Here is a 26,594-nt window from a genome sequence, read left to right as displayed (position 1 = left end):
TATTATATCACACCGCGCCCGCTCAAAAAATCAATAATATGCTCGATGACATCTTCGATTGTTTTTTCATTTTGAATAAAAACATACGGGATTTTTGATTGGCGCGCATCAGCATCCCAGCGCTCGCAATCATGCAAGCGCCTCTGAACAGTCTCTTCGCTCTCCCCTCGGTCGCTTAGCCGTTGCCGCAGGATGTCTTCCGATGGGGCAAGAACATAGAAAGGCAGCAATGCCGACGGGGCATAGGCATGGATTTTTGCCAAACCGACAGGATCGATAGTTTTTAAATAAATGCGCTTGGGATCTGTAAGTACTCGATCAAGTGATCCTTTCAGTGTACCGTAATAATCATTCCCGTGTACCTGCACCCATTCTACAAATTTTTCTTCCGAAACCCACTGGAGAAATTCCCCCTGCGACACATGGACATATTCGTCTGGAAAATTCGTCGGCCGGATTTCTCTGGTTGTAATGCTTTCCAGCCATCCAAACAGCGGAAACCGCTCAAGAAGCGTACGGGCAATGACAGTCTTACCCACTCCCGATGCCCCGGTAAACGTAATAAGTTTTATTGCCGTATATTTATGAACCATACTCGTTACCATAATCTATCATTAGAAACGCCTCTCTGTCAAAACGTATAAAAAAAGTCCCTATGAGTGGGACATAATTATGATGGCTTAAATGGTTGTTCCAAAGCAAGGCGCGCCAAATACCTGTCTGCTTGCTGCCAGCCAAGTTCATATACTGGATGTTCTTGCGCTACATGCCGCTCTCTAAGCCGATCCATATACCCCGCATTAAATCCGTCTAGGTGTTGCCTATCAGCGCCGCGGCGCACAGGGCAGTGAAGTTCGTGATTCAAAATTGAACCAAAATCGTCCTGAGATAAGATTGCATGTTGGCATGTGGAGCACTCTTCCATTATATTCCCAGGTGGTCTCTGATCATTTGAATCGTCTGCTCGACCGACCTATCCTCGGTAATAATAGGCACCCATTGAATGCTGCTATCTTTGAGGGGGCTGATCCACGATGAAGACCTGCTGTCGACGACTCGCTTGGCAATTTCATCTTCAGTATCTCTGCGCGCTTTCATTCTCCGTATTATTTCTTCCATTGGTGGCGGAAAGAAGTAGAATGATACAACGGGTCCTTTTGAAAGGTCGCGAATGCGAGGCACAACATCGGGAGTAACAAGAAAGAGAAGGGTTGTATCTCGGTTTCTCTCAAAAAGCGTTCGAGGTGTTGCATAGCGCCCGCTTTCCAATGTGATACTCCACTCAAGTTTGCCACTCTGCTCCAGCTCATTAAATTTCTCAAGGGAAACATGGTGGTATTCACGGTACTTGAATGGCCGTTTACGTTCATATTCGCGTGGCATACGCGTTGTGTATCCACGCGCAAGTTCAATCCTTTGACAAACAGTGATAAGATGCCGTGCAGTTGCAGACTTACCTGATCCGGAAGGGCCGGAAAACGTAATGAATTGTGGCAAGGAACGTTCTGTCACCAGAAAATCATACGCAGAGTACGCACTATTGTCAACTACATATCTTCACAATTCCTTGATAGGCGTCCACTACTACACTATCGCCATCTTTTAATCTCTTGGTTGCTTCTCGTGTTCCGGTAATGCACGGCTTGCCAAGCTCGCGCGCCATAATTGCAGCATGACAGGTGATACCGCCTTCGTCAGTAACAATCGCCCCGGCCATTTTCATACCAAAAATATATGTTGCATTTGTCATGCATGCAACTAAAATATCTCCTTCTTTAATGGTTGCAAGGTCTTCTTTTCGGTGGACTATTTTCACCCGACCCCTTGCAGTGCCCTGATACGCCACAGTGCCGCGAAGCTCAGTCGAATCTGGTGCTTTCACTACAATTTCTGGAAGAACATATCCACTCCTACTGCAAAATGTTTCAAATGTAATATCGGTGCTCAATACAGAATCACGTATAATATATCCGCCAAGACGGTGTGAAATATTATCGAGAATTTTTTGTTCGCCATTCATCAGAGCTTCATAGTCCGACAAGCGAAGGACATGTGATACGCTTTCACCAAAACATTTTTCTCGTAATCTTTGCTTCATATGCCGTTCAACATGCTCGTCAAGATCATACAGGATGCCCTCGGATAACGTACGTGACTCCCATGCGCTCGCGCGCGTGGCAACGAATGCATCACTCACAACAAATATATAAAACGCCATGATTGTTCCTATGAGATCAGAAATTTCTTGTAGATTTTCGCCACTGATAGTATGCAAAAACTCGCGAAGTGTGAAAATGTTTTTTTTAAATTGTTCATTGAGCTTCTCAAAAAGCGCATCGTCATTTATAAGACGTTGTGTGATGCTGTGTTTAAAATGAGAAAAGTCCTGCTCGGTATGATAAAAGTGCACCCTTGTCCCATCGTAATGAAAAATAATCGGATAATCCCAACCGAGAGTATCTGGTAAATACTTCCGATACCCCTTCTCCCATGCTTCAATAGAAAAAAGGCTTAAATCGCGCTTTACGGTCGGACGTAGTTTTTGCATACTATTGTCGAATTAGAACATGAAACTCCGCCCAGGTGTTCGTCTGGAGGAGTTTTTGACGAGTGGCGGCGAGGAATCTAAGCAATGTATCTAGCAAGAACATTGCGGCCCCGACAGATGGATACCTGGAGCGAAGAGTTTTATGTTTTATAACACTGCGAGTGTAGGGTAAGATAGTCATTCGCCTCGATGAGTATTTCTTTTTTTTGCGAGTATGTCAATCGTTCCAAAGCATCTTCATAGGCAAGCCATGCGCGCTCAATAATGTCACCATCCGGATCCGTATATTCTTCCATCTCGTGGCGCACTATTCCAAGAAAATAGGTAACGGTTTTATCATATTCAATACCGCCATAGGTGCAGTGATACTGTTCATTGAACGATACGCCCGGCAGAATATCGCATACGCTTACGCCTCCTTCTTCTTGTAATTCTCTCAGTGCCGTTTGAACTTCAGTTTCGCCCTCTTGCATGTGTCCCTTGGGCAATCCCCAGTGTCCGCTTCGATGGAACACAACAAGATACTGCGCGCAGCCTGCCACAATTTTCACAGCAACAACACCATATGAATGTTCCTTTGGTAAGCTCATAGCCATTTATTTTTCATGAAAACAAGCGTAACAACGCCGGCACTGCCGACGATGAATCCGATAATCCAATAAAATGCTACTGACGAGCCGCTTCCCGGCAGCGCCACATTCATGCCATACAGACTCGAAATCATTGTCGGGATCGTAACAAGTATCGTAAGTGAAGTAAGAAGCTTCATGGTGCGATTCAATGTATTGGTCGTAATAGTGGAATACGCCGCACGGATATTGGCGATTGTTCTCAGATTCGACCGGCACATTTCCATGAGCTGCCCATAATTCAGCACAATGTCTTCCGCCAAATCCTCATCCTGGTCATAGAGAGGCAGAAACTTTCCGGAAAGCACATTTTTGAGAACGGTATGCGTCTGCTCCATAGAATACAAAAAATCGCTTAAAATCCCTTCATAGCGGACAAATTCAACAATATCGTTATTGGTAATACGTTCGAGCTTGAGCATAGACATACGAATGTTCTTGTTCATCTGGTGAAGGTATGTCGTATACGCACTCGTAATTTGAGAAAATACTTGTAAAAATAATTTTGTTTTTTGCGTTGAAAACACATTTTTCATTTCGCGAGTCTGTGCCAATAGCGAACACTCCTGCGTACAGACTGTGAGGAAAAACTGTTCTCCGATAACAATAAGAATCGGCAGCGTTACTGTGTTTGTCGTATCAACAACAGGATACCGCGTAAACACATAGACAATCCCCCGCTCCACCTCAATGCGTGGCGCTTCATACACATCAAGCGCATCATGAATCAAACTTTCTTCAAGTCCGAGGAGTTTTGAAAGCGCTGTAATTTCTTGTAAGGATGGATTCTCAACATTAACCCAAGAACCAATTTTAAATTCTTTGAGTGTCCGCAAACCTTCATCTTTAATATTTCTATACCTATAGGAAATCATACATGCGAATAATAGCCTTCTCGTTTTAAGAGTTCTTTTTTCTTTTCTGTTCCTCCGCCGTTATACCCGCCAAGTGTTCCATCCGATCGAATAACACGATGGCACGGCACACTTTCATCATGATTGCCACGCATGATCGTCCCAACGGCGCGGGCTGCCCGGGAACTACCCGCACGTTGCGCAACGTGTTGATAGGTCATGACATGGCCCGGTGTGATGCCGCGCACAACAGTAAGTACTCGTTCTTTGAAGCAGATCTTCATATCTCATACTATATCACAAAAAAAATATCCCCGTTCATGTTCGGGGACGATTTTCGACGAAAGACTTGAGTGATTCTGTCCAGTTTGACATATCTACACCAAGACTCTCGAGGAGTGTGCAATCAAGTATCGAATCCGAGGGGCGTGGGGCAGTTTTCTTTGGAAGTCTGTTTTTCGCATAGTGCTCAAACATGATCTCCTGCACACGCGTTTTTTTTCCTGCAAGAAAAAAGATTTGCTGCGCATACTGCGCCCAGCTCTCAGCAGGTCCGCTGTTTTGCATATGAATTATTGGCGGCAGACGCCATTCTCCATTACTCCAATGCTGTTCAAGAAGCTGCAGTGTTGCCTGTACTGCATCCGGCGCATAGGTAGGTCGCATCACCTGATCGCATACCACGGGTATGATGTTGAGCGATTCAGAAAGTCGCAGTAGTGTGTTGACAAAATTAGCTCCTTCCCCAAATACGCCACTCAAGCGAATAGTTGTTCCTCTTGAATAGGTTCCCACATACAATTCCCCCACATATTTCGATACTCCGTACACAGATTGAGGATTTGGAACTTCGCTCTCGGTATGCCCCTCAATCGACTTGGAATTCAAAACATAATCGGTGGAAAAATACACGATCGGAATGCCAGTTGAGCGGCAATACTCCACCAATGCTCCCGTTGCGTATCCGTTTACTCTCAGTGCCATTGCGGGGTCAGATTCTGCGCCATCAACATTGGTATACGCAGCAGTGTGAAGAATTGCAGCAGGCTGAAGAACTTCGAGTGCCGAGATAATTTTGCAAGTATCCCATGAACAATCGAGTTCAAGGCGCGAGGTGAACATGGCATCGCCAAGAAGCACGCTAAACGCCCTTCCGAGCTGCCCTGAAGCACCGGTAATAAGAATGCGCGAAGTATCAATCATAGCCAACAACCATTTTTTCACCAAACACTTCAACGCATGTTGGAAGCGCACGATCTTTATCGCTTATGATCCGTTCGGGATCCTTAATCGGCCAGTCTATCGCCAATTCTGGATCATCGAGCGACACGGCTAAGTATTTTTCTCCGGCCTGCCATAGCTCACTCGTCAAATACGCATAAATGGTGAAGTCAAGAGCTTGGAATGAATTACCGCAACCTTTGGGAATATATAATGCACATGTTGCATCCAGCTCGAATATTTCTATACGTCGAGGGGCTTCACCAAAAGTAAGGTCGACAATAGCGGCAAAGGCTTTGCCGGTAATCACATGCACAAACTTATTCCAGGGTTCCGCATGAATGCCGCGTGTCGCTCCCCGCTCATTTTCAGAGATATTCCACTGCTTAGTCTCAAGCCATGCAAGTTGAGGATAGGTACCCATATCTATTCTGAATGGCGTTCGGAAACTTCCTCGCTCATCAGAAAAGATTGGGATATCGGTGATATAGAGAAGGTCAGGAATTGATGTTGTATTGATTTTCATAGGTACAATAATCTCACGGTGCCAGTGTATGGCATTCCGCCAGTATGTCAAGGTGCTTTATTTCTTTTTCGCCTTTTTTGCAAATGATAGGCGAATATCCTGCGAGGTAACTGTTCCGTTTCTATTGGAGCAAATAAGCCTATACGGCTGCGTAACTTCGTAATCAGCTTGAAGATAAAGGATGTGGCTTCCTGTTGGTTTTTTCTTTCCTTTCCATCCGGCTGCAGCCCCTTCACCTCGGCAGCTTTCCGCATAGGAAGCAATCCACGAGAATGTGACAGCTTTCTTTTTTTCAACAGTGGTTTTGTCTACCTTAAATTCGATAAATGGTTTTTGTGTAGGATTCGTAAGAAGCCACGACGGAGCATTAGCGGGTACAACAGTAATTGCAAGTTCAGCAACTCGTTTAATAGGAGGGGAAACTGTGTCATTGATACATTCAAGTTGGTGCTTCGCAGTATACTCGGGTTTGATTTCGAAACTGCCTCGTGATGCCCTTCCGCTCTTCCACCATGCCGGCCCCTTTGCCACACAGGATGTTGCATTCACCGCATCCCATGTGAAATATGCAGTCTTACCCTTTGCAACAATTTCCTTGTCTGTTGAAAAGGTGATTGTTAAAGCTTTTGCCTGCTCCTCACGTTTTTTCTTAAGGTCTTCAGGGGTTATGACAACAATATCCTCCCATTCTTCATCGCGGGCTGTTGTGGCAAAATCTAAGCCCAATTCATCGCGCACATAGGTTTCTGCCGTGCATGAAATTCCATATCTGCCGCTTTTCAGAGGAGTAAATGAACCCGACCCTTCAATTGGAAGTTGCTTTTTGACATCATCACCACCCAAGCTGTTTAGGGCATAGGATACAAATGAACAACGTTCAGCATCAAACGCCTTCCATGCAGCAAATACTTTTTCTCCGGCAAAAACAGATATCGGCTCGGTAAAAAATGACATGATGGTCGGCGTATGAATGGGTATTGCAGGAGGTGTGAGATCTCTGCCGTAGTTTGTTACAGCAACTTTTGCAACAGCGCGCTGAGACGCGGTACTCCCCCGCTCGCCATCTTTCCAGGTACAATTCAAATAGTATTGCGTGGAAAACAATGGCGTAAGCGTGATTGATCCCTGAATGGGCAGGCTTTGGCTATACCAAGAACTCGTAAAATCCACTTGCGCAAAATATCCGTCTTTATTTGGAATATACGCAAGCGAATAGCACTTCTGCGCTCCCGGTGCGTTCCATGAAAGATCAACAGACGACCCTCGCTCTACTGACTGCTTGCTTGCGGTAAGAACAATTGTCGGTTTCTTCGGTCCTACAGTTATAGAGATACTTTCGCTGTTTGAATAGTTTGTTGATTTGGTTTTTAGGGTACACGATATCTGGTACCTTCCTGATGCGCGTGGATGGATAATTATTGACCCTTTTGGATCAAGACCATTCGCTTCGCTCCATTCGTCTCTGATATCCCCTTGCGAACCTGGTGCCGTACTGTGATATCCATAGCAATAATCAGCACCCTGAGCATCCCACGTGAGCTTTGCACTTCCGCCTTCTTCGATTATAAGGCTGTCTGCGGAAAAATCGATCGCAGGAAATCCTCCATACTCCGGCAAGACATCTTTGTCAACATCTATGGTCACAGTAAGAGTAACGGGTTTTTTATTCGAATCTTTGGGAACGCACTTGAGCGCATAATAATTCCCGTCAAGCCATGGCCTCACCTCTTGAGTCCCACGCAAAGCTTTCTTTCCTTTCCAAAATCCGGAAGCCTCGCAATAATCAGCATCAAGCGCTGTTGCATCCCACCGCAGTACGGTAGTTTCGCGAAGCTCTCTGACCGTTTGTTTGGAAGATGAAAAATGAAACGCTGTTTGTGCATCCGTACTCTGCACACCGCTCCAGCAGAGTGCGCACACAAGGATGCCTATACTGCTTTTTTGAAAAAAGGTGTTCATACAACGTCATGGAATATACGAATATCCTATCATAAATAGACAAATCCCGTTATCCATGGGTGTTGATAACGGGATTATGTCTCTTGTCTTAGAATCTGCCGCGCTTTATCATGCGGCATCGAGCAATGCTGTGCTCGCGTGGTATGCCCTGATAGGGGGCATAGAATAACTTCTTGAAGAAGTTTTGATACTGGCGTCGAATTGTAAGAAACCATGAAAGGATTGTGGTATTTCCTATACCTAATTGTCATCATAATCTGATCGAATACGTTGCCGGAGCAGCATTGCAACTGATTCATACGCCCTTTCATATAAATGACTGAACGCAATGATGGTGGTCATATTCGAAACTCCTTCTAGTGACTAACACTTATAGTTATGAATTAAGTTATGAATGAACTGCCGATTAGGTTTGCCAGCGAGGTCGACCTCCTTGCCGCCTAACGCCTTCTAATACTCTATGTAACACCTCGCGAACAAAAACGTGTCATCAATCGCCTGAGGTATTTAGTGAATCACCAACACTGTCAATGAAGCATGATACATGCTCGTTACGAATGATTATATCCATGCTGCAAAACGACCATATCTTTAAGTGAGGGGTGCTGTGCAAGCTTCTTGCGAGCACGGGAAAGCATGAGTTTAACGGCATTTTCCGTCTTCTGGATTGCTTGAGCAATTTCTGTGATCGATAGCTGGATCTCATATCGCAACAAGAAAATTTCCTTTTCATACAAAGGAAGTTCATGAACTACTTTTTTGATCACTTCAATATCGAGATGTGCTTCCAGTGACATTGTGACACCTTCCACTAATTCCGGCCTCTCATCAAGTGAAATAGTCTTTTCGCAATCGCGGTAATAATTTACCAGTAGATTGTGGGCAATCGTCAAAAGATAGGTGAGGTATGACGATGTATTGTTTGTAAATGAAAACTGTGAGATTTTGGTGAATGCTTTTAAAAATGTTTCCTGCCGGAGATCTTCAGCTACGTCACGGCGGAAATTGACATGAAAATAGAAAAAATTGAACACCTTCTCGCTATATTTTTCATAGAGAAGTCCAAAATGCTCCGGATTGTTCTTCGCAGCCTCAATGAGGCCAGTGTCAGAAGATATATCCATAGACCAGTCTTACCTATGTGTGAAAGGGCATCCAATCAATTAAGGTAAGTATATCATGTTGAGCTCTCCTTTTCAACTCATGAGCAAACTAGCGGTGGTTCATTTTTTTGTTCGCTCAAGGATCGAATAGACACAAATACCAAAAGCAACTGACACATTGAGTGATTCCTTATTTCCATACATAGGAATGTGGACAATCGCGTCAGCTAACTGCATGACATCCTGCGGTAATCCGTCGATTTCATTACCCACAATGATTGCCAACCGATCAAGTATATCCACAGCGAAAGGATACGAGTAGAGCGAAATAGATGACGGCGCTTGCTCTAAAGCGCAGAGAATATACCCCTGTGTACGAAGATCCATGAGAACATCAAGAGTTGACGACGCCGATTCCCAGTAGACACTTTGCTCGGCGCCTAGCGACACTTTCAATAGAGCGCTTCGTTGCCGTCCATAGTCGTCAATTGGCGCAGGCGTTATGCCGCACAAAAAAAGCTTTGCAATACCGACAGCATCGGCAGTTCGAAAAATCGAACCGACATTATGGATACTGCGAATATTGTGGAGAACTGCAATCATTGTGCGCTATGTAGTGAGAAATGAAATGAGTTGAGGAGCATACTGCTCAACCATATCAGGGCGTTGAAGATCGTGATCCCCTCCATCCACAAACAACGGGTTGTATGCCTTGTAACTTTCCGCATTGCTCGAAGGTGGGACTTTATCGTCAACAACACCTTGGAGTATCAAAACATTGGCAGGATCGATTCCAAGAGATATGAAATCACTCTGATAATCTTTCTCGGCATTCTCGATAAAGTAGGTGTTCGAAAGATAGTGCTCTTTCATTAAGTGTTTTGAAAGCAAGATATTCTGCTGAAATGCATTTTCGTCAAAATACTTCTGATAGTTTTCCCAGGTGACATTCTTATCCCGATTGCATTGCCTGGTAAAAAAATATCGCAACAATTGTTTCTGGTTAAAGCCAGGGGCAAAAAAGACAAGCTTTTTTGCCTTGATACTATGTCGCAAAAGACAATTTGTAATAACGCAGCATCCCAAGGAAAACCCGACAAACGAAATGCTCTGAACATGGGGACACTGCTTGTGGAGTTCACCGACTGCACATGCAAGCTCTTGGGACAATTTTTCAACAGTCAGATCTTCAAAGGTACCATCGGAAAGCCCGCAGCCGGAAAAATCAAACCGAAAAAGAGTTACCTCGCCCCGCAGCGCATCAACAATGCGCTTGAATTTCGATTCGATTGTTGTGCGTTCAAAACCATGCACAAAAACAATCGCCTGTTCGCCTTCCGCTTCGTCAAGAATACCTCTCAGCACTTCGCCTTTGTGATTTTCAAATTCAATAAGCCGGCTCATATAAGTTTCATAACACTGGCTCTTTTATTACGAGGTTTTGCACGCCATTTTTTTCGAACTCCTCAATGTACTTCCGCAAGAACGGCTGCCGCCGTTCCACTTCTTCACGTGTACCAACGGATGATAGCGACTCGAGCCCCCACTGATTAACAACGTCGCGCACAGTTAATCGCTGAATAAGCTCACTCCAAAAAATTTCATCATCATATTTACGCCGATATTGTTCCACATCGTTTGTTTCCACAAATTCATCCTTAAGCGCAAATTTCTTCTGATCTTCAAGAAACTCGATTATATCCCCCACTCCCTCTCGCTTAGCAAGCGCATACACGTACTGTTCAAGCTGTTCATAGCGGTTATTCTTCTCATCTTCGGTATGGATGCCATTGATCATCCATTGCGCCAAATACATACAGCGCACCAAATCTTCAAGCTGTCCTGACGTTAAGGTTACTGTTATATACTCTTGTTTTAACGCTTCCATATATACTAGGAAATCATGATTGAGGGAAACCTGAGAAAGAATCTCATATTTAGATCTGTCTGGCAAGAGTCTGGAGTTGCATATGTTTCATTAAAAGGACGCGTCATAAGCATTTCTTACCAAGCAATCGCATAATTTCATCATTTGCTGTCATCCAAAGTTGATGCGCAATTATTTCTACGAGGAGGGAAGATGGCCGTGATATATTCTCAAACATGCCACGCCGCAGTGCACTGATGATATTCAGAGTATCTTTTGATTCAGCATCAATCATGGCGTATGATCGATTCAAATAACGAAGCCTGTGCGTATCCGACGTTGCAATAAATGGTTTGGTATGGTTTTTAGCAAACTCGCGCGCTGAATCGTTTGCACTGTGAAACCATGAGGAATAATACCAGCTCCATTCTACAGCATCAAACAAATCACTATACTGTTCAAGTTTTTCCTTTAGTGAAAAAACGGCATAGTACGGATGCGGCGCTAGCACAAAACAATCAGGATGGTTTTTCCGATATTCGGCGAGGGCTTCAAAAGAGACAATTGATTCGGCATCGGAATCGCAATTCAACAATACGACATGCCGTCCATGAATTGTTTTCTCAATCCCCGGGATCAAAAGAATGCCACGCTCACGCGCATACTCTGCAGCATCTTTTGTATACCCAAACCTATTATGAAGCGTAAGCGCAAGTACATCAAAATGCAGGCGCGCCGCCTCATCAATTCCCTCGTGAAGCGTATAGGGAATGCTATCCTGCGGATCCTCTCGGGTATGAAAATGGAGATTTGCTTTGAGCTTCATAGAATACATTCCACCACTATCTATAGGTATCTTTTCGGTGGCGAATTGCATAAATAAAAACAGAATGCCCTTCGACGGTATAGAGCACTCTGTAATCACCTATGCGCAAACGAAAGGCCTGAGTTCCACTAAGTCGTTTTGGATTTCCTCCTCTTGGAAATGGACATAGCGAAAGAATACTTGAGATTTTTTCTAAAATTATACTTTGTTGAGAAACATCAATCTTTTTAAATTCCCTTACTGCTCGACGCTCAATACGTACAAGATACATATGCTAATTCCGGAGGCTTGCAAGAAGAGCAAATGAAGCATTCTTTTTACGTTTTCGAACGAGCGTATAGTCCGGATCCGATGGCAAAATATTATCTATCACAACATCTGATTCGCGTAATACATAGCGACGCCGAATAAGATCACGAAAAAATTCACTCCTGTTCGCATATTTTTTCTTCCGTATCTCGGTAGTAACAATCTGAGCGAGTCCTTTATTAAGAGAGATGTTATAATTTGGCATATATAGGAATAATATGATTATGACATACTATAGCATAGTTTGCCATAGTATGTAAAGTATAAAAAAAGACCCCGTGGGGTCTTAAACGATAAATGTCGGATGAACGTCCAGCGGGACATCTTCGATCAATTTGAGCATTTCTGGAATCTCGACCGGTACAGAGCTATAAACCTCAATAAAGTCTGCGGCACGATTCCTACTCCCACCTGACTGAATCTCCATGAACACATCTGCAAGTTCCTTGAGAGCTTCAATCGTCGCGTCAACATCTACGTCAAGCGTCCCGTCAGTACTCGAAAACTGGAATGCTCCGCGCTCGCTCAACCAATTATACTGAATAAGATTACCGCCGCCATGTCCTTTGAACCCTCTCTTGAATTCACTGAAATAGAGTGAGTAGAGCGTCCATACGACATCGCGCAGTTCTTCTTCGGTGATATATCCGCAATCCCGGCAGTATGCCAAAAGAGCTATGCCAAGCGCATCTGCTTTGGCTTCTTCGATGATCGTGTGGTAGTCCTTGAGGCGCGAACGCACTTCCACGTGTTCTTGTTCGCCGGCAACTTCCGTAGGTCCCATGCCGTGCGCAATCTCATGTGCACCCACAAACAAGCGGAATGCTCGAGGCGTACAATACGGGGTATTGTCTCCGGTAAAAATACGTTGTGCAATCGGCTGTAGTATGTACTCCGGCTTTGCATCGAGCATGAAGCGAGAGAACACCTTCCTCGAACCCACCAACTTGTGGATGCGTCGGTCATTCGGAAGATTCTGTGCGGTAAACTGACGTCCAAACGCAAGCACTCCTCCACGATACACATCATGCACTACAACCATCGGGATCGATGTTCCGCGAGGTGTAAAGCCGTGTGACTGGGCGAGTTGTTGGTCAAACGCAAGCGCATGTGGCACAAAGCCTTCGAAGTCACGAGTGGACTCCTCGTCCCTGATACCGATAAACGCCTGGAATGCTGCCTTCAGACCCAGAAGCAAATCCCGGTGCACTTCATAGGGACCAATGTTGATCTCGAATGGCAGGCCTGTGGTATGCACCCATGCTATGTCGCCATCCCAGTACGTATTCGAAATAAGTTCCTTCGAACGCAATTCGAGATACTCTTTGAGCGGTCCATCATCAAGGAGGTCAGATGCCATATCAAGCCGTTGAGCAGCATCTTTGAGATCCTTAAGGTAGGCATTACTATAGGGAATAGCAATGAGCCTGTCGTTAAGTCGGCGAATAACGGTATTTGGATCTTCAAAGGCTTCTTGATCTTCCGGATGCTCGGTAAGATGGACTTCCCAGCCTGCTTTGGTAAGTCCAGATGGATACAGCGCTCCGCCGAGTGGACGAGCTACATCGTAGTCAGGAACAAACGGCGCAAAACCATCACCGCTATCCCATGGGTCTCCCTGAACACACATGTAATCAAATATCTGCTTACCTTCTTCGTCCTGCCTCTTACTCATCTTAAGAGCAAGTCCAGTATCATCGTTCCACGCCTGCTTGCGATAAACGGTTGTGATAAGTCTTGCCGCTTGAACGCAATACGTAAGCGCAAGGAGTGCATTTTCACTCAATGACGAAAGATCGGGCGTAATTTTGATTCGCTTGATCCTCGAGAGTCGGCGTGCGATATCGCTCATCGTTTTCATGTCAAGTTACAATGCCATAGATATATCACGTGTGAAAAAGAATGTCAATCTCCTACCTGTTCGCCTAAATAAAAAGCCAGAACGCTCTAGCTAACTACGAGGCGTTTCTGGCTACATGTGCGCTCCAATGACTCTTCAAGAGCACAGAGCGCATCTGCATATGAATCTCCCACTGCAACAAAATAGCAATAGCCGTTGCGGGTAAGACATGGAAGAACGATAGGGATGACACCGGCAGACATTGCGTCTTGAAGCAGTGCCGTGCCTAGCGCGTGTTTCAGATGGGCAAATGATGTGATTTCTTTTCGCGGATGAACTTTCTGCACAATACACGTCACAGAACCCGGCAGGCTTTTCTGCGTATGCGCAAGCGACAGCTGGATCGACCGAATATAAGTAGAGAATGTTACGCGGAAATTTCCTTCGAGCACATAGCGCTCACCGCTCTCACCCTTGATACAGTCCCAGTTGATCACTCCTGTGAGCGTTGGGTGCTTAGCCAAGAAATGCTTATATAGCGGTGCTGTAGCAGACTGCATCCATGCGGCATCCTCGCTTGTCACAAAAGGCAGTTCGCCCAAAACGGAACCAACATGAGAAACAGCGCCATCACGTTGAAGACAATCCTGATTGGTGATCCAAGAATCAACTTCTTGTCCATCGACAAACCGCTTCACGATAGTCATAGAAACATGGTGGGCACCAAGCGAGCGCTCAACAATGACATTGTTCAGGCGATTACTATGATCATACACAAAGCCTGCGAGTACATCATTGGAATTGCCAAATGCCATTCCCAGACCCGATGCCCATGCAGGAAGCTTGATAACTACTTCCCCATATTCAGACCGCATGGCATGAAATGCGCGCACAAGATCAGGAAATCCGGAAACAATTCTGTGCTGAGGAAAAAGGGTGCCAAGCTTCAGATCTTGGGCAACACGTCGCACGTGCGCCTTATTATTCCCAAGATCAGCAAGTTTCGAGGGGATTGATATTGTATTCTTATTCCAATCAAGCCCAAGCTTACGAATCACCTCTTCCTCCATCCCTGCACGAGTATTGAAAAACTGAATTCTATATCCCTCATCAATAAAGCTATTGATTGCTTTACAAGCATTTTCACTCTGTAAGCCCGGATACAGATCGCCATCCTCGCCTACCGGAAGGCATAGCACTCCATCCACACCAAGGCCGATTGATGAATAGTATTCCAGGATCGTTCGAATTGATTCTTCCGACATATGCGGGGATTTTGCAATGATCGCAATCCCTCCCTGATTTGTAAGAGCGCGTGATGCATAGTCCTCTATACCGGGAAATGTGAATCCTTCCAACGCTTGCATTGCATTGTGAATATAAACAGCATTTGTATTCATTTGCTTCATCTTGTAAAGAACGGTTGGCTTCTTCGAAGCCGATGGAGAAATCGTTTTACGGAACGATTTCCATATCAGATGCGAAAAAGAAAAACCCCGCTTGGAGGCGGGGTGATGTTCGTTTTGAATCGTATGTATGACATCAAACAGCCGCCACTCTCTGCAGGGTTGCAAAAAAACCAAAAAAGAAACTTGAGCTATGTTTAATATTCATACATTACTAGAATAGCATATCAAAAAAACCAGTCAAATAAAAAAGACCCTTCAGGAGGGTCGAATGATTTTCTTGCAGTGGGGGCAATGTTGGTATTCGTAAGATCCGCCGCACTTCCTACAGGTATATCTATCTTCTGAACGTTCCATTTTCTCGCCACATTCGGGGCACGGAATGACTTCTGTTCTTTTTAATTCGATATGTCGTTCGATATGCTGAATGATTTCTTCGATCCGATAGGGGGCATCCCTTTGCGAATCTTTTTGTATCCAAAGAGATCTGTGCGAAGCGCTTGTGGCATCTTGATTATCAAGAACTTCTTTCGCGGCATCGGATAACTCTCCGACCATCTTGGATACCTCATGTCGCAATGCGCGATTTGCAATTCCCAACAAATGAATCTTAAGGTTCGCCAACAATTCTGCAAGCATCTGTGTGCATCTGCGGTGCAGAGCCATGCGAAGATCGGCATTTGTTTCATTCTGCCATGAAATCATTTCTATTTCAGTGACAAGCAGGTCTCCCCGTTCGGCAACACGTTTTAGAATAAAAAGAACGTGATTCAGTAGATCAACATCATTTGACATTGTGTCATTCAAGTCTGAGGCATTATACATGATTTATCTTCATTGTCAATGCTTAAAAAAAGAAAAAACCTCGCTACTAGGGCGAGGTACTGGAAACGGTTGCGACTTTTCGTTCCCGAAAAAAATAGAAAAACCATAGCCCAATGATCATTACCAAAAGAACTATGAAGCACATACTCATTGCGATAATGAAGGTATCATGAATGCCAAGACCATAGATCAACCAAAAAGATGCACTAATAAAATACACACACTGAAGCCGTATATCAAGAGCGCCAGTCTGCTTTGCATTCCACAATTCGATAACTTGCGAAATGCTTCCCCAAAGCGCAAATATCGAAAAAGCAAGATAAAGCTGTCCTTTGTACGGCAGTAAAAGTAGTGAAAGAATCATACTGTGCATACCTATCCGCAATGCACTATGCATCCGACTGAATCCGCGGTATTTCTTAATACCTCGAAGAATTACATAGAGCCCGAGTATGCGAGAAGCGCCATGAACAAGCATGGGGATGCTTCCGATAAATGATCCGTAAACGACAGTGACATATCCCATGAAAAGCTGAATAAGCATGCCTTCGGTTGATATGGCATTGCAATGCCCTTTTTTGTAGATGATCTGTGCTTGCTTGAATTGTTGCCAGCCACCCCAAAGTCCAAGCGCTACCAGTCCGACGCCCCCTACAGTCTCAGGTGTCACGAATGATGGAAGGTACATGAAAAAGAAGATAGCACGAAAAGTGTCAAAAGTCAAGATTCCGCGCTTAAGAAAAAAGACTCGCATTGCGAGTCTAGAAAATACCGCACTCCTTCTTGCGATGCTTTAACAGCTTCACAAGCGTATCGTGGCGCATATGTGGATCGGGCACATAGTACAATTGAATAGGTGGCGTAATAGTTGCCGTTTGGCGAATAAGTTCTGCTGCCATTTGGTGCGCTTCCTGAAAAGGCACGACACTTCCCCCCTCTGTCCAAACGAGAAACTTAGTTGATGGTTTGCATTTGCCAGTGAGATCTTCAATGAGTGTCAGTGGATTGCCAGATGCAATAATTTCCTTCTCGCGCTTTTGAGCGGCAGCAAGGGTGTTGAACTCTTCACTGAATGGACGTCCAACTGATTCCGGCTGGTGCATCACCCATGGCGTTCCTACAAGTTCGCCTATCATGCGATCCACATCACCATCATTCATGGACAATAACTTTTTTGCATTCAATTTCTGCGTGCGATAAAGATAATTGATCATAACTTTCGCAAGGACATATTCTACATACCGTGCATTTGGCGAGAAATAGAAGTACTTAAACAAAAGTGTGCGCAAGCGCAGGAATGCGCCAAGCCAAACTCCATCAGTAAAGACTGGTCGATCCTGTTCAATTCTGACCGTCTCCCAGAGATCACAGAGAGTGGGATATCCTTTAAGAATTCCGAGGATTGTCCGCGCACCTTCCGGCAACTCGTGATCTTGAAGCGACCTACACCGCTCAACAAATGCCCATGCGTCCCGCGCAACATAGCACAGCTTATCTGCTATATCGAGTAATTCTCCAAACAACCCCTTCCCCTGAACGGTGTCTGCAATAAGATCTTCATCTAGACTGTAGGCTTCTCTAACATTTTTCCACTCTTGACTGACAAAAAGCGTTCTCACATTGGCATCTTCATCAAATGCTTCAGGGTCAACAAGTTTTGTTGTGTCCCCATGCGCTGGAGTAAGCGCATCATGCAATATGCCAGCAATGCGTAAATGGAGAATATCTCTCTCTGAAATCCCGTTGTTTTTTGCAATCAACAACAGCATTACATGCACATCCATAACATGCATGTAGCGTGTATGGCGATGACGCAATTCGCAGCGATGAATATGGCTTCCCTGTTCTATGGTCGGATCGCTTAGATTCCCAAGTTGACGCACGTCGGTTATGCGCCATAGGTTGCATGCGCGCTCAATATCATGCGCGAGTCCTCTATCTTTAATACAGTAGTGGATACTTGAATATGGCAAGCGGAATGGCGCAAGAGTAATATCCTGATTTTCATCAATCCAGCAGGGTCGCCGATTAGAACGAAGATCCGCTCTCAACCGCTGTGGTGCACTCGGGATCCACTCAGGCTCTCCGTGGTAATTATTACAATATACATCATATTCAAATCGGATAGACTGCAGTACGTGCTTTGCGTTCTGAGTATTGAAATAGTCAGCGTCATTACTCCACAGACGCACCTTCGCGTAAAAAACGTCCTGCATCATGAATTGATGCACTACATGTTCTACCTCAAGATCGCTGCGAAGCGGAACGGGCAAAAAAACTATGTCATCGACATACCAGTCATCTTCTATATCTCGTAAAAATTTTCCAAGATATCCTTTTTTCATGTTTTCAAAAGAACAATCATGTGATCGTTTTAGTCTATTTTGATGTAGTTGTCAATACTTAAAAAAGAAAAACCGACCCTTTACATTATTGGTCGGTTATGGCGCTACTGGATCTTCCAGTAATCCCTGTACGCGCTCGGTAACTGCATTGTTCTCAATCCAATAAACTGCAAATGGATTGGGAATGATGCAGAGGCGCTCAAGAGCTGCCGCCTGATGGGAATAGAGAGTGTGGAATGCCGCGATATCGCCACGGGCATTTTTGACTCTGTATTTCGTCCCAGACCTTATCTTGCGGTCAACATCATCAAGAAGCGTGATTATAATCCCCTGCCGTTTGAGATCAGCTTCAAAACATGCCGCTTCTTCACGGTTCGCAAAACGCTTGAGATGTGCTTCACCAAAATCACTGGGAAATGCCATAGTGTAGGGGTCATTAAGAACATTACCGATGATCCCATCAAGCTCAAAATCTCCCATCCTCAATAGCGCTTCATGAGTCAGAAGTCCTTTTTTATACAATACTCCTGTAATGGCTCGACTGACAAAGTACTCCATGAATCGTGCATGAGGATTGTAGTACAGTGCACGAAACATTAAAATGCGCACCCGGAGAAACTGCTCAAGTTTTTCAGGATTATCGCAATACACGGCACCACTTGCATCGAGACGAATCGTGTCCCAGAGCGAACATACCTGCGGATCACGCTTCACAATCTCCAAAAGCATCTGATAATCGCGAGATTTGTTGACACGCAAGTACTTATGATACCTCATCAAATACGCTTCCAGATCGCGTGATACATAGGCAATGCGATCGGCATAGTCGAGCATCACGCCAAGGTTATGGCGATGCTGTACAATATCAACCAAGAGGCTTTTTGAAATGCCATACCTGTCCCTGAACTCCTCCCACTCCGCACCAGTAAGAAGTGCCGCAATAAACGCATCTTCATCAAATCTTTCGGGGTCAATCGCTTTTGTGCCATCCCCATGAGCGGGTGTGAGCCCATCGTGAATAAGCGCAGAAATGCGCAGGTGCGACAACAAACGATGCTCAATGCCGTTATTTAATCCCATGAGGGTTATCAATGCGGATACATCATGCACATGCTGGTAGCGCGTATGTCCGAAGCGCTGTCCCAGTGCCGCAAATCCTTCTTCGAATACAATCGGATCGTGTAAATTACCGAGTTGTCTGATATGGCCAAGACGGTAGAGAGCACATGAACGGATTGCATGCGTGCAGATGCCACCTTCCCGCACAAGGTATCGCACATCAGAGAACGGCATAAACGGGACAATGCATTCCGGGTCTTCGTATTCCACTGCATGCCAATATCTGCGTATGTCTCCCCGTATCTTTTTTGGCAATGTATTGATCCAGGAGGGCTCAGCATGCATCTGTCTTCTGAAACCTGCATACTCCGCTCGTAATTCATTTAAAAAGCTCGTATTACGCATAAGCGTGCCAGATACTCGATGATGAGCAAGATGCTTTTCTTCGGCTTCATGCTGCCAATCCAATGTCCAACTTCGCGGAATGATCTTTTTTAACCTCTCATTCCGATATGCTCTTCTCATTTCGTGATTGAGTGTTTTCGGTTGATACAATTCATGGGGCAGAAATATGATGTCGTCATAGTCGATCGGCGTATCCATATGGCAAAGGTATGCGTTCGAAATCCACTGCTTCATGGTATGTTAAAAGAACGACTGGTCATGCATCTGTTTTAATCTAATAAAACAGAAAAGTCAATACCCTATCTACGGTATTTTCTAAAATACGATAGGCATTTTTTGAGAGGCTGAGTGTTAAGGATATCTTTGCTCTCCGCCCAACCTCGGCGGGCAATCGCTTCGCCAAGAGGAATGTATTTCAAATGCTCCGGTGCATGCGCATCACTATTAATTACCATCTTTGCGCCAAGCTTCACTGCGAGACGCACATGCTCATCACGCAAGTCACTCCTCTCCGGATAGGCATTGATCTCAAGCGCAACATGATACTCCTTTGCAGCACGTATGACTTTTTCCATATCGATTTCATAGCCTGGGCGTTTATTGATAAGCCGCCCCGTGGGATGAAATAGAATATCAACATTCCGATTTTTTATAGCACGAATAACCCTCTCGGTCATAGCTGAACGGGAAAGCTTGAAATGCGAGTGCACGGCGATGCCGACAACATCCAACTTCTTCAATGCGGTATCAGTAATATCGAGTGAACCGTCTTTGAGAATATTCACTTCTGCGCTTTTGAGAATGCGAATGCCTTTTTGTTTGAAAAAGATATTTTCTTTATCGATTTCTCTGCCCTGGCGCGCCAATCCTATTTCATTAAGACCGCCAGTCATGGCTAGCGCTTTCGTATGATCGGTAACGGCGATATATTCACGACCCAAGTCAAGCGCAGCTTGCGCCATTTCATGGATTGATGCCGATCCGTCGGTCCAACCCGTTTGTGTTTGAAGATCTCCGCGCACGGATCCATACGGCACGAGGTGCGGCAATTTTTTCGCTAGTGCCGCTTGTAGTTCACTGCTTGCAGTGCGCAGTTCCGGTTCGATATAGTCCATGCCAAGCGCTCGGTAGATATCTTTTTCCGTCCTTGCAACCAATCGTTTTTTTTCCTTCCAAAGTCCATATTCATTCAATTTCATTCCCTGCTTAGACGCGCGTTCGCGCACAAGAATATTATGCTGCTTATCGCCAGTAAAATACTGCAACGCTGCGCCAAAAATTTTATCATCAACCACTAACAAATCCGCATTCATTCCATTGGTAAGGCGCACATGCGCTTTTTTCTCTCCTCTTGATACAACCGAAACAACCTCGCTCATACCAACAAATGCATCCAGTGCCATGGATGGATGTGATGTTGATACAAGTATATCAATATCACCGATGGTTTCCTGTCGGCGGCGGATAGATCCGGCAACTGCCGCATGTTTCACACCCGGCAAGCCTTGCAAATAGAGCTCTATGTGCTCAGCTAATGGCAGTACATGACCTAACAAGCGCCTTCCTCTGTCTTTGGAAAGAAAGGAGATTGATTCGGCAATACGTTTTTCCGTTTTTTCACCAAAACCAGGCAGGTTTCTCAACTCATGTCGTCTAATCGCTCGTTCAAGATCGCAAAGGGATGCAATGCCGAGTTTTTTATACATTAACAAAATATGTTTCGGCCCCACACCTTCCACTGACCGCAGTTCAGAAATGCAAATAGGGTATTTTTTCTTATATTGCTTGTATTCTCCTATGTGTTTTGTTTTGAAAAATTCCTCGATTTTTTCTGCCATTCCAATTCCAACCCCGGGAATCTCATCGAGCCCCTTCCTTCCTTTGTGCCCATAGACCACATCTAGGCTCTCAGGGTAGTTACGAATTTCTTCGGCAGCCTTTTCGTATGCCCGAGGCTTAAACGCAATGCCATCCATCTCAAACAATACTGCCAGCTCATCAAAAATCGCTGCGATATGTTCATTAATGGAATTCATTATCCTGAAAATTATCTCAAATGTGATCCGATTGCATATGGCTCGCTCGGAATGATTTCTTCGCTCTTTTTCATATGGCGGTATGTTTCATGCAAGCCATCTATCAAATTCTTTTGCGGCTCCCACCCAAGCAATTCCTTTGCCTTTGAAATATCCGCGCATGAATGGCGAATCTCCACAACTGATGGGGCATACTCAGAACGCACCTCCTGTTCTGCAATGCGACCGATGTGACGCACAACTTCGTTCACCGAGATACTCATTCCCGACCCAATATTGAATGCCTGGCCAAAAATAGATTGGTTATCTAACATCAACGCACTCTTCACTGCACGAACAACATCCTCGACGTGGATAAAATCTCGCGTCTGTTCACCATCGCCGTTGATGCGAGGCGGCACTCCACGCAAGAGCAGATTGATAAAGCGTGGGATTGCCGAAGCATAGGGTCCGGCCGGATCCTGTCGCGAACCAAACACATTCATATACCGTAATGCAACCGTTTCAAGCCCATAGAGCTTTTGATAGAGCCTGCAATATTCTTCGCCAGTAAACTTATGGAGCGCATAGGGCGAAAGTGGATGCGGATGCACATCTTCGCGCAGAGGCATCACATCTTGGTCGCCATACACAGCGGCGCTTGACGAGTAGATGATACGCTTCACGCCAAATCGCCGCGCTGTTTCCAGCAAATTCAGTGTGCCATTGAGATTAAAATGATGGGTTGTTTCGGGATGTTGAATGGAAAGCTGCACGCCAGGAACTCCGGCAAAATGGATAATCCCCGCAATCGGTGTGAAATGCTCAAAAATATCTTCGAGTCCGTCGCACACACTTCGCCGATAGGTTATCAGCTGCTGATTATTCCCGTGGTGTTCCAAATTTTCTCTGTGTCCGCTGGATAAATTATCCACCACAATGACAGTGTGCCCTTCTTTAATCAGAAGATCCACCATGTGACTCCCGATAAACCCGGCTCCGCCTGTAACTATATAATTCATAGAATAATTTCAGTGTACCATTAGATATAAAAAATGGAAGGGATGCCCCTGTTGACACATTCAATCTGGCTCCTTCTTTTACAACACTTCCTCCAGCTGATAAATCTCATCGAGCTGGTAATCCGCATGGACCGATTGCGCATTCACGATTGCCGTTGCCATGCCAAGCTCTTTTGCAGGAAGAATATCTGTTTGCGCTCTATCGCCGACAAACAGCATACGGGAAAGATCAATCCCAAGCGCTTTAGAAACGTGGCGGAACGCCGAACCATCTTTGCGCGTAAGCGGCGCGTGATCAAGCTCATAAATTCTTGGATGAAAAAGATCAACATCAATACCGATGGCTTCAAGTTTTTTTAATGACATTGACTCAGAATTGGTCGTAATAAGAAAAAGTGAATAGTTCTTTTTCAATCCATGGAGGATGCCGTTGAGACGCGGGTCTTTTTCTAAAAAAGAAAGATCCACGCCTTTTTCTAAAGCTTGCTGCATAATATCATCCAGATCTGTTGCGCCGAGTGCGCCGAGCGTCTGGCGGCAGCTTTGAAGTTTAGCATACAGCCCATCGAAAGCAGCTCGAAATTCTTCATAGGGCCTCCCCACCTGTTCGCTTGCAAGGCGGCATGCACAGGCGCGAATGCGCTCGTTATTTGCTGCGTTCGGTTTATACAACGTGTTATCCAAATCAAAACCAATTGAAAGAATTTTTTGTTTTTCGTTCGCGGGTCGCGATGATAAGAGCGACCAAATCTGATCGTAGCAGATAGTGACAGTCTGCTCTTTTGTCAGATATGACGTATCAATAATGTTGATGCATTGATTTGGGAATAATTCAGGCAATCGTTTGTAGGCACTGCCAAGTAAATCTATTTTTTCTGGCGTTTCATTACTGCTCAACTCTTCTCCTGTTTCCTTTTTTCGTTCAAGCGCACGTTCGAATCCAATACTCCCTTCAACTACAAGTGCTAGCGTCAGATCGGGAAAAAGAATTGCATCATTCATTTTTTTAATCATTTCGATATCGATGCCTCCCCGTAATCCCTGATACACAATAGTATCATAGATCCCGCGTACCGAAAGAAAGATAAGATTTTTCTCATGCATTCTTGGCAGCACTCGTTCCGTATAGGTCATAAAACGATCAACACTAAACAATGCTGTCTCCATCCAAGGATTTTTGTCAGGTCGCAAACGATAGGATTTCGCCAATGTATTCAACGGCCCCGGCTCGATGATCGTTTCCACAATATATCCGTCGACCGTTAATTTCTCGCGAAGTTTTTCCTCTACAGTCGATTTCCCACTGCCGGACGTTCCTACAATTTGAATAATTTTTGCCATAGTATGTTGATCAGGACCCTCCGAACCCCCGAGGTTTGCCGCATCCGATATCCTCAAAGTTTCTGTAGAGTGCATAGCAATCCTTGAATCGGTAGTATTTTTTTTCTTCCGGTGTTGTGGGCACTTCATCAACTTCTCTGACCTGATCCCATCCGTTGGGATGCGCATAGTAGGAATGCCGAGGGTTGGATCCGACAATACTAATTCCCGCAAACATTCCGCCTGTCTCTCGCAGCATGGCAACACGATGCGCTCCGTCGCAAATAAGCTGGATAGTAACGGTGGTCGGCGCATGTCCGTAATCAATTTCATCACCAAATGGTACATAGCGGATGGTCCGCACTGTCGATTCAATGATTGGAGGAATAAGTGTCCAGTATTCATTGGTCTCTGTGTTGAACAGTTCAAGTGAGGCCGCTTGTGCCGTCAGACGAAGTGAATCATATCCCTGTTCACAAAGTGTGCGACGAAGCGATTGTTGAAACTCATTGTTTTTTTTCAACAAATAAAAAGTCGGAGGATTAACTTCTCCGACATGAAATTCCCGCAAACGGATGTCAGCGTGCCGATACGGGAAGATTTCGCTTCCCTGTTCGTCTTTTTTCATCAAAGGAACCGAGCGAAGTTTGCGTTCCAGTTCGGTAAAATCATAGGTGCGTACAACCTCTATACTCATACTTTCCCCCTCCTCTCGGCATCATACCATCCATACCCCGCCTTCCAGAGATGCGCAGGATACTCGCTCGTATCGTAACGAAAATACGACGCGGTTTGCGGCATAATTTTTGCCACTTCAGCAATCAGTTCACGCGTCAGGTTGACGTACGACATATTGCCGGTTACTGCAAAGCTACGAAGGCGACCCACATACCCAATCTGATCCGGCTGCCAGGAATGCAACGCGCGACACAGTGCGCCGAAGGGAACAAGCTTTTCGGCCGTATGGACACTGACAGCACGCGCTTCTTCATAGAGTGTGCTCGCGTGCTTCATATCGCGTTCATAGTCATCGGCAACGCCAGCAAGCACGAGGAGTTCAGGTGTTTCAAATCCCAAACGCGTCGTTAGAAGTTGTACGGAACGCGAGCCTCTCCGATGGCGATACATATCACGATAGCCATGGTAGGCGCTAACCATTTCGACAATCAAACCTCCGTGAGAAATGGAAGGGTGTAAGATATCGTAGCTTCCACGCATCTCATGCGCTTTCTCCAGAATATCGGATGCCGTTTTGTCGGTCAGCGCTTCATAGATATCTTCCAGAGAAGCATCTGAATAAACAAACGCCACAAGCGCAGCGTTATAACGATCCGAATACATATTCATCTTTTGCGGAGTAATCAAATTTATAAATCTCCCTCCTCTATTATGAGCCAAAACATCTTTAAGAAGATCTCCAATAGTCGATCGCAGCACATCTTCGTTGTGAACCATCCATGGACTCACGCGGACATGACTGCGTTCACCCAAAAGCGTCGGCGCGATTTTTTTAGCTTCTTCCCAGAGTTTTGCGCCCAACATACGATCTTCCTGCCGTGGACTTGAGATGAGTCCGCTGATAATTTCTTCGAGTGTCCGTGCATCAACAGAGAATCCAAGCGATGTGCGATTGGCAGCAGTCAGATATACGCGCGAAGAGTCTAAAACAAATTTCGCGATATCTTTTCTAACTACTTGGGGATCAAGGCTTTTTATGACCTTCTCGCGCTCACGGCCCCATTCTTCGGTTGATGGAGTATAATTCAGATCCCCTTTCTTTTGCCGCGCGAATCGTTTTTCCGTCGCCTTCTCTACTTGCTCCGGCATTGAAAGGTACTGCACGACAAGAGTGGTATCGGGATGTTGTTCGACAAAATCTGTAAGCTGATCAGATACTTCGAGATAGCGGCGATTCATGAAGGCAAGATATTCGATGAATTTTTCAGCATTCGGCAACGACACGATATCTACATCCTCAAGTGCAAGATCAAGCGCACTCTTATAGGAAAGGTAGCGCGTGGATTTCACTTGCGGTCTGCAGAGAGGATGCCCGGTAATTTTTTTCATGGTAATATCTGAGACATTCTCTACGTGGCCAAAGATGCTCGTTTCTTCTTTAATCGAACTGTGGCCATGAAGCAGAACAAACTCTTCATTGAAATTGGTCGTGCGGCGTGAAAGAGCGAGACTGCCATCCGGATTTCTGAAAATCTCCATGAGTGGTTTGATATGCGGGAGCATTGCCCGTGTCTGCTCGGTTTTTTCTTTATCAAGGAACTGCAATACGCGCTCCTGCATAGGCACATGGGTACGCGAATAAGCAGACATCAATGGCGAGAGTTCTTCTCCCGCAATCAGCGATTGCGGATACACAAAACTAATATCTCCTCCGGGGTTGGTGAAAATAAAGGCACGTATGAGTGCTTCCTCACTTTCGGTAAAGTTCTGCATGACGTTTACTCCCATAGTACCTCTACTCTATAAAAAACTCATGCTGCAGTCAAATAAAAAAACA

At 45.1% G+C, this 26,594-nt stretch carries 28 protein-coding genes; all 28 read right to left on the bottom strand.

Translation table 11 applies throughout. The features are described from left to right. Window positions 1-2: 2 nt before the first annotated feature. Window positions 3-593: a hypothetical protein gene (locus AAB400_02295; GenBank protein ID MEK7648730.1), complete on the bottom strand. Its 591-nt coding sequence runs from the start codon at window positions 591-593 to the stop codon at window positions 3-5. Window positions 594-670: 77 nt separating this feature from the next. Then, complete coding sequence (locus AAB400_02290; GenBank protein ID MEK7648729.1) at window positions 671-865, bottom strand: hypothetical protein; 195 nt, start codon at window positions 863-865, stop codon at window positions 671-673. A gap of 59 nt (window positions 866-924) precedes the next feature. Then, the gene (locus tag AAB400_02285; protein ID MEK7648728.1) at window positions 925-1,512 is read right to left on the bottom strand and encodes a hypothetical protein; all 588 of its coding nucleotides are present in this window, start codon (window positions 1,510-1,512) and stop codon (window positions 925-927) included. Window positions 1,513-1,543: 31 nt separating this feature from the next. After that, window positions 1,544-2,548, bottom strand: a complete 1,005-nt coding sequence (locus AAB400_02280; protein ID MEK7648727.1) for a PEP-utilizing enzyme — start codon at window positions 2,546-2,548, stop codon at window positions 1,544-1,546. A gap of 140 nt (window positions 2,549-2,688) precedes the next feature. After that, window positions 2,689-3,138, bottom strand: coding sequence for an NUDIX domain-containing protein (locus AAB400_02275; GenBank protein ID MEK7648726.1), 450 nt, complete (start codon window positions 3,136-3,138; stop codon window positions 2,689-2,691). Continuing rightward, on the bottom strand, window positions 3,135-4,052 hold the full coding sequence (locus tag AAB400_02270) for a magnesium transporter CorA family protein (GenBank protein ID MEK7648725.1): 918 nt from the start codon (window positions 4,050-4,052) through the stop codon (window positions 3,135-3,137). The genes AAB400_02275 and AAB400_02270 overlap by 4 nt, the downstream gene beginning before the upstream one ends. After that, window positions 4,049-4,315: an MGMT family protein gene (locus tag AAB400_02265; GenBank protein ID MEK7648724.1), complete on the bottom strand. Its 267-nt coding sequence runs from the start codon at window positions 4,313-4,315 to the stop codon at window positions 4,049-4,051. Before AAB400_02265 ends, AAB400_02270 begins: the two co-directional genes overlap by 4 nt. Before the next feature lie 34 nt (window positions 4,316-4,349). Then, entirely contained in the window at window positions 4,350-5,234 is an 885-nt protein-coding gene (locus AAB400_02260; GenBank protein ID MEK7648723.1) for an NAD(P)-dependent oxidoreductase, read from the bottom strand. Next, a complete protein-coding gene (locus AAB400_02255) occupies window positions 5,227-5,778 on the bottom strand; it encodes a dTDP-4-dehydrorhamnose 3,5-epimerase family protein (GenBank protein ID MEK7648722.1) in 552 nt (183 codons plus the stop codon). Before AAB400_02255 ends, AAB400_02260 begins: the two co-directional genes overlap by 8 nt. A 57-nt stretch (window positions 5,779-5,835) precedes the next feature. Continuing rightward, window positions 5,836-7,737: a hypothetical protein gene (locus AAB400_02250; GenBank protein ID MEK7648721.1), complete on the bottom strand. Its 1,902-nt coding sequence runs from the start codon at window positions 7,735-7,737 to the stop codon at window positions 5,836-5,838. A gap of 551 nt (window positions 7,738-8,288) precedes the next feature. After that, on the bottom strand, window positions 8,289-8,861 hold the full coding sequence (locus tag AAB400_02245) for a sigma-70 family RNA polymerase sigma factor (GenBank protein MEK7648720.1): 573 nt from the start codon (window positions 8,859-8,861) through the stop codon (window positions 8,289-8,291). 99 nt (window positions 8,862-8,960) lie between these two features. Continuing rightward, window positions 8,961-9,443, bottom strand: coding sequence for a TrmH family RNA methyltransferase (locus AAB400_02240; GenBank protein ID MEK7648719.1), 483 nt, complete (start codon window positions 9,441-9,443; stop codon window positions 8,961-8,963). A gap of 6 nt (window positions 9,444-9,449) precedes the next feature. Further along, window positions 9,450-10,244, bottom strand: coding sequence for an alpha/beta hydrolase (locus tag AAB400_02235; protein ID MEK7648718.1), 795 nt, complete (start codon window positions 10,242-10,244; stop codon window positions 9,450-9,452). A gap of 7 nt (window positions 10,245-10,251) precedes the next feature. Continuing rightward, on the bottom strand, window positions 10,252-10,728 hold the full coding sequence (locus AAB400_02230) for a hypothetical protein (GenBank protein ID MEK7648717.1): 477 nt from the start codon (window positions 10,726-10,728) through the stop codon (window positions 10,252-10,254). A 103-nt stretch (window positions 10,729-10,831) separates the two neighbouring features. Beyond that, window positions 10,832-11,533: a PHP-associated domain-containing protein gene (locus tag AAB400_02225; protein MEK7648716.1), complete on the bottom strand. Its 702-nt coding sequence runs from the start codon at window positions 11,531-11,533 to the stop codon at window positions 10,832-10,834. Between the two features lie 16 nt (window positions 11,534-11,549). Further along, a complete protein-coding gene (locus AAB400_02220; protein ID MEK7648715.1) occupies window positions 11,550-11,804 on the bottom strand; it encodes a type II toxin-antitoxin system RelE/ParE family toxin in 255 nt (84 codons plus the stop codon). A gap of 3 nt (window positions 11,805-11,807) precedes the next feature. Continuing rightward, a complete protein-coding gene (locus AAB400_02215; protein ID MEK7648714.1) occupies window positions 11,808-12,047 on the bottom strand; it encodes a ribbon-helix-helix domain-containing protein in 240 nt (79 codons plus the stop codon). 81 nt (window positions 12,048-12,128) lie between these two features. Next, window positions 12,129-13,703, bottom strand: coding sequence for a hypothetical protein (locus AAB400_02210; GenBank protein ID MEK7648713.1), 1,575 nt, complete (start codon window positions 13,701-13,703; stop codon window positions 12,129-12,131). Between the two features lie 86 nt (window positions 13,704-13,789). Next, window positions 13,790-15,091, bottom strand: coding sequence for a hypothetical protein (locus AAB400_02205; GenBank protein ID MEK7648712.1), 1,302 nt, complete (start codon window positions 15,089-15,091; stop codon window positions 13,790-13,792). Between the two features lie 255 nt (window positions 15,092-15,346). Then, window positions 15,347-15,883: a hypothetical protein gene (locus AAB400_02200; GenBank protein MEK7648711.1), complete on the bottom strand. Its 537-nt coding sequence runs from the start codon at window positions 15,881-15,883 to the stop codon at window positions 15,347-15,349. 76 nt (window positions 15,884-15,959) lie between these two features. Beyond that, a complete protein-coding gene (locus tag AAB400_02195) occupies window positions 15,960-16,601 on the bottom strand; it encodes a SemiSWEET family transporter (protein MEK7648710.1) in 642 nt (213 codons plus the stop codon). A 73-nt stretch (window positions 16,602-16,674) separates the two neighbouring features. Then, window positions 16,675-18,258 carry an HD domain-containing protein gene (locus AAB400_02190; GenBank protein ID MEK7648709.1) on the bottom strand — a complete coding sequence of 528 codons (1,584 nt, stop codon included), beginning with the start codon at window positions 18,256-18,258 and terminating at the stop codon, window positions 16,675-16,677. A 96-nt stretch (window positions 18,259-18,354) separates the two neighbouring features. Next, window positions 18,355-19,920, bottom strand: coding sequence for a hypothetical protein (locus AAB400_02185; protein MEK7648708.1), 1,566 nt, complete (start codon window positions 19,918-19,920; stop codon window positions 18,355-18,357). 101 nt (window positions 19,921-20,021) lie between these two features. After that, a complete protein-coding gene (gene polX, locus AAB400_02180; GenBank protein ID MEK7648707.1) occupies window positions 20,022-21,758 on the bottom strand; it encodes a DNA polymerase/3'-5' exonuclease PolX in 1,737 nt (578 codons plus the stop codon). An 11-nt stretch (window positions 21,759-21,769) separates the two neighbouring features. Then, the gene (locus AAB400_02175; protein ID MEK7648706.1) at window positions 21,770-22,759 is read right to left on the bottom strand and encodes an SDR family NAD(P)-dependent oxidoreductase; all 990 of its coding nucleotides are present in this window, start codon (window positions 22,757-22,759) and stop codon (window positions 21,770-21,772) included. Window positions 22,760-22,837: 78 nt separating this feature from the next. Then, window positions 22,838-24,100: an HAD family hydrolase gene (locus tag AAB400_02170; protein MEK7648705.1), complete on the bottom strand. Its 1,263-nt coding sequence runs from the start codon at window positions 24,098-24,100 to the stop codon at window positions 22,838-22,840. A 10-nt stretch (window positions 24,101-24,110) separates the two neighbouring features. After that, the gene (locus tag AAB400_02165) at window positions 24,111-24,776 is read right to left on the bottom strand and encodes a hypothetical protein (GenBank protein MEK7648704.1); all 666 of its coding nucleotides are present in this window, start codon (window positions 24,774-24,776) and stop codon (window positions 24,111-24,113) included. Continuing rightward, window positions 24,773-26,545, bottom strand: coding sequence for an FAD-dependent thymidylate synthase (locus AAB400_02160; GenBank protein ID MEK7648703.1), 1,773 nt, complete (start codon window positions 26,543-26,545; stop codon window positions 24,773-24,775). The genes AAB400_02165 and AAB400_02160 overlap by 4 nt, the downstream gene beginning before the upstream one ends. Window positions 26,546-26,594: the final 49 nt, after the last annotated feature.

The sequence above is a fragment of the Patescibacteria group bacterium genome, assembly GCA_038065255.1.
In the GTDB taxonomy this organism is placed as follows: domain Bacteria; phylum Patescibacteriota; class Patescibacteriia; order JACQRZ01; family JACQRZ01; genus JBBTRI01.
The sequence above is the reverse complement of the archived record's forward strand: the minus strand, read 5'-3'. Positions and strand labels throughout refer to the sequence as shown.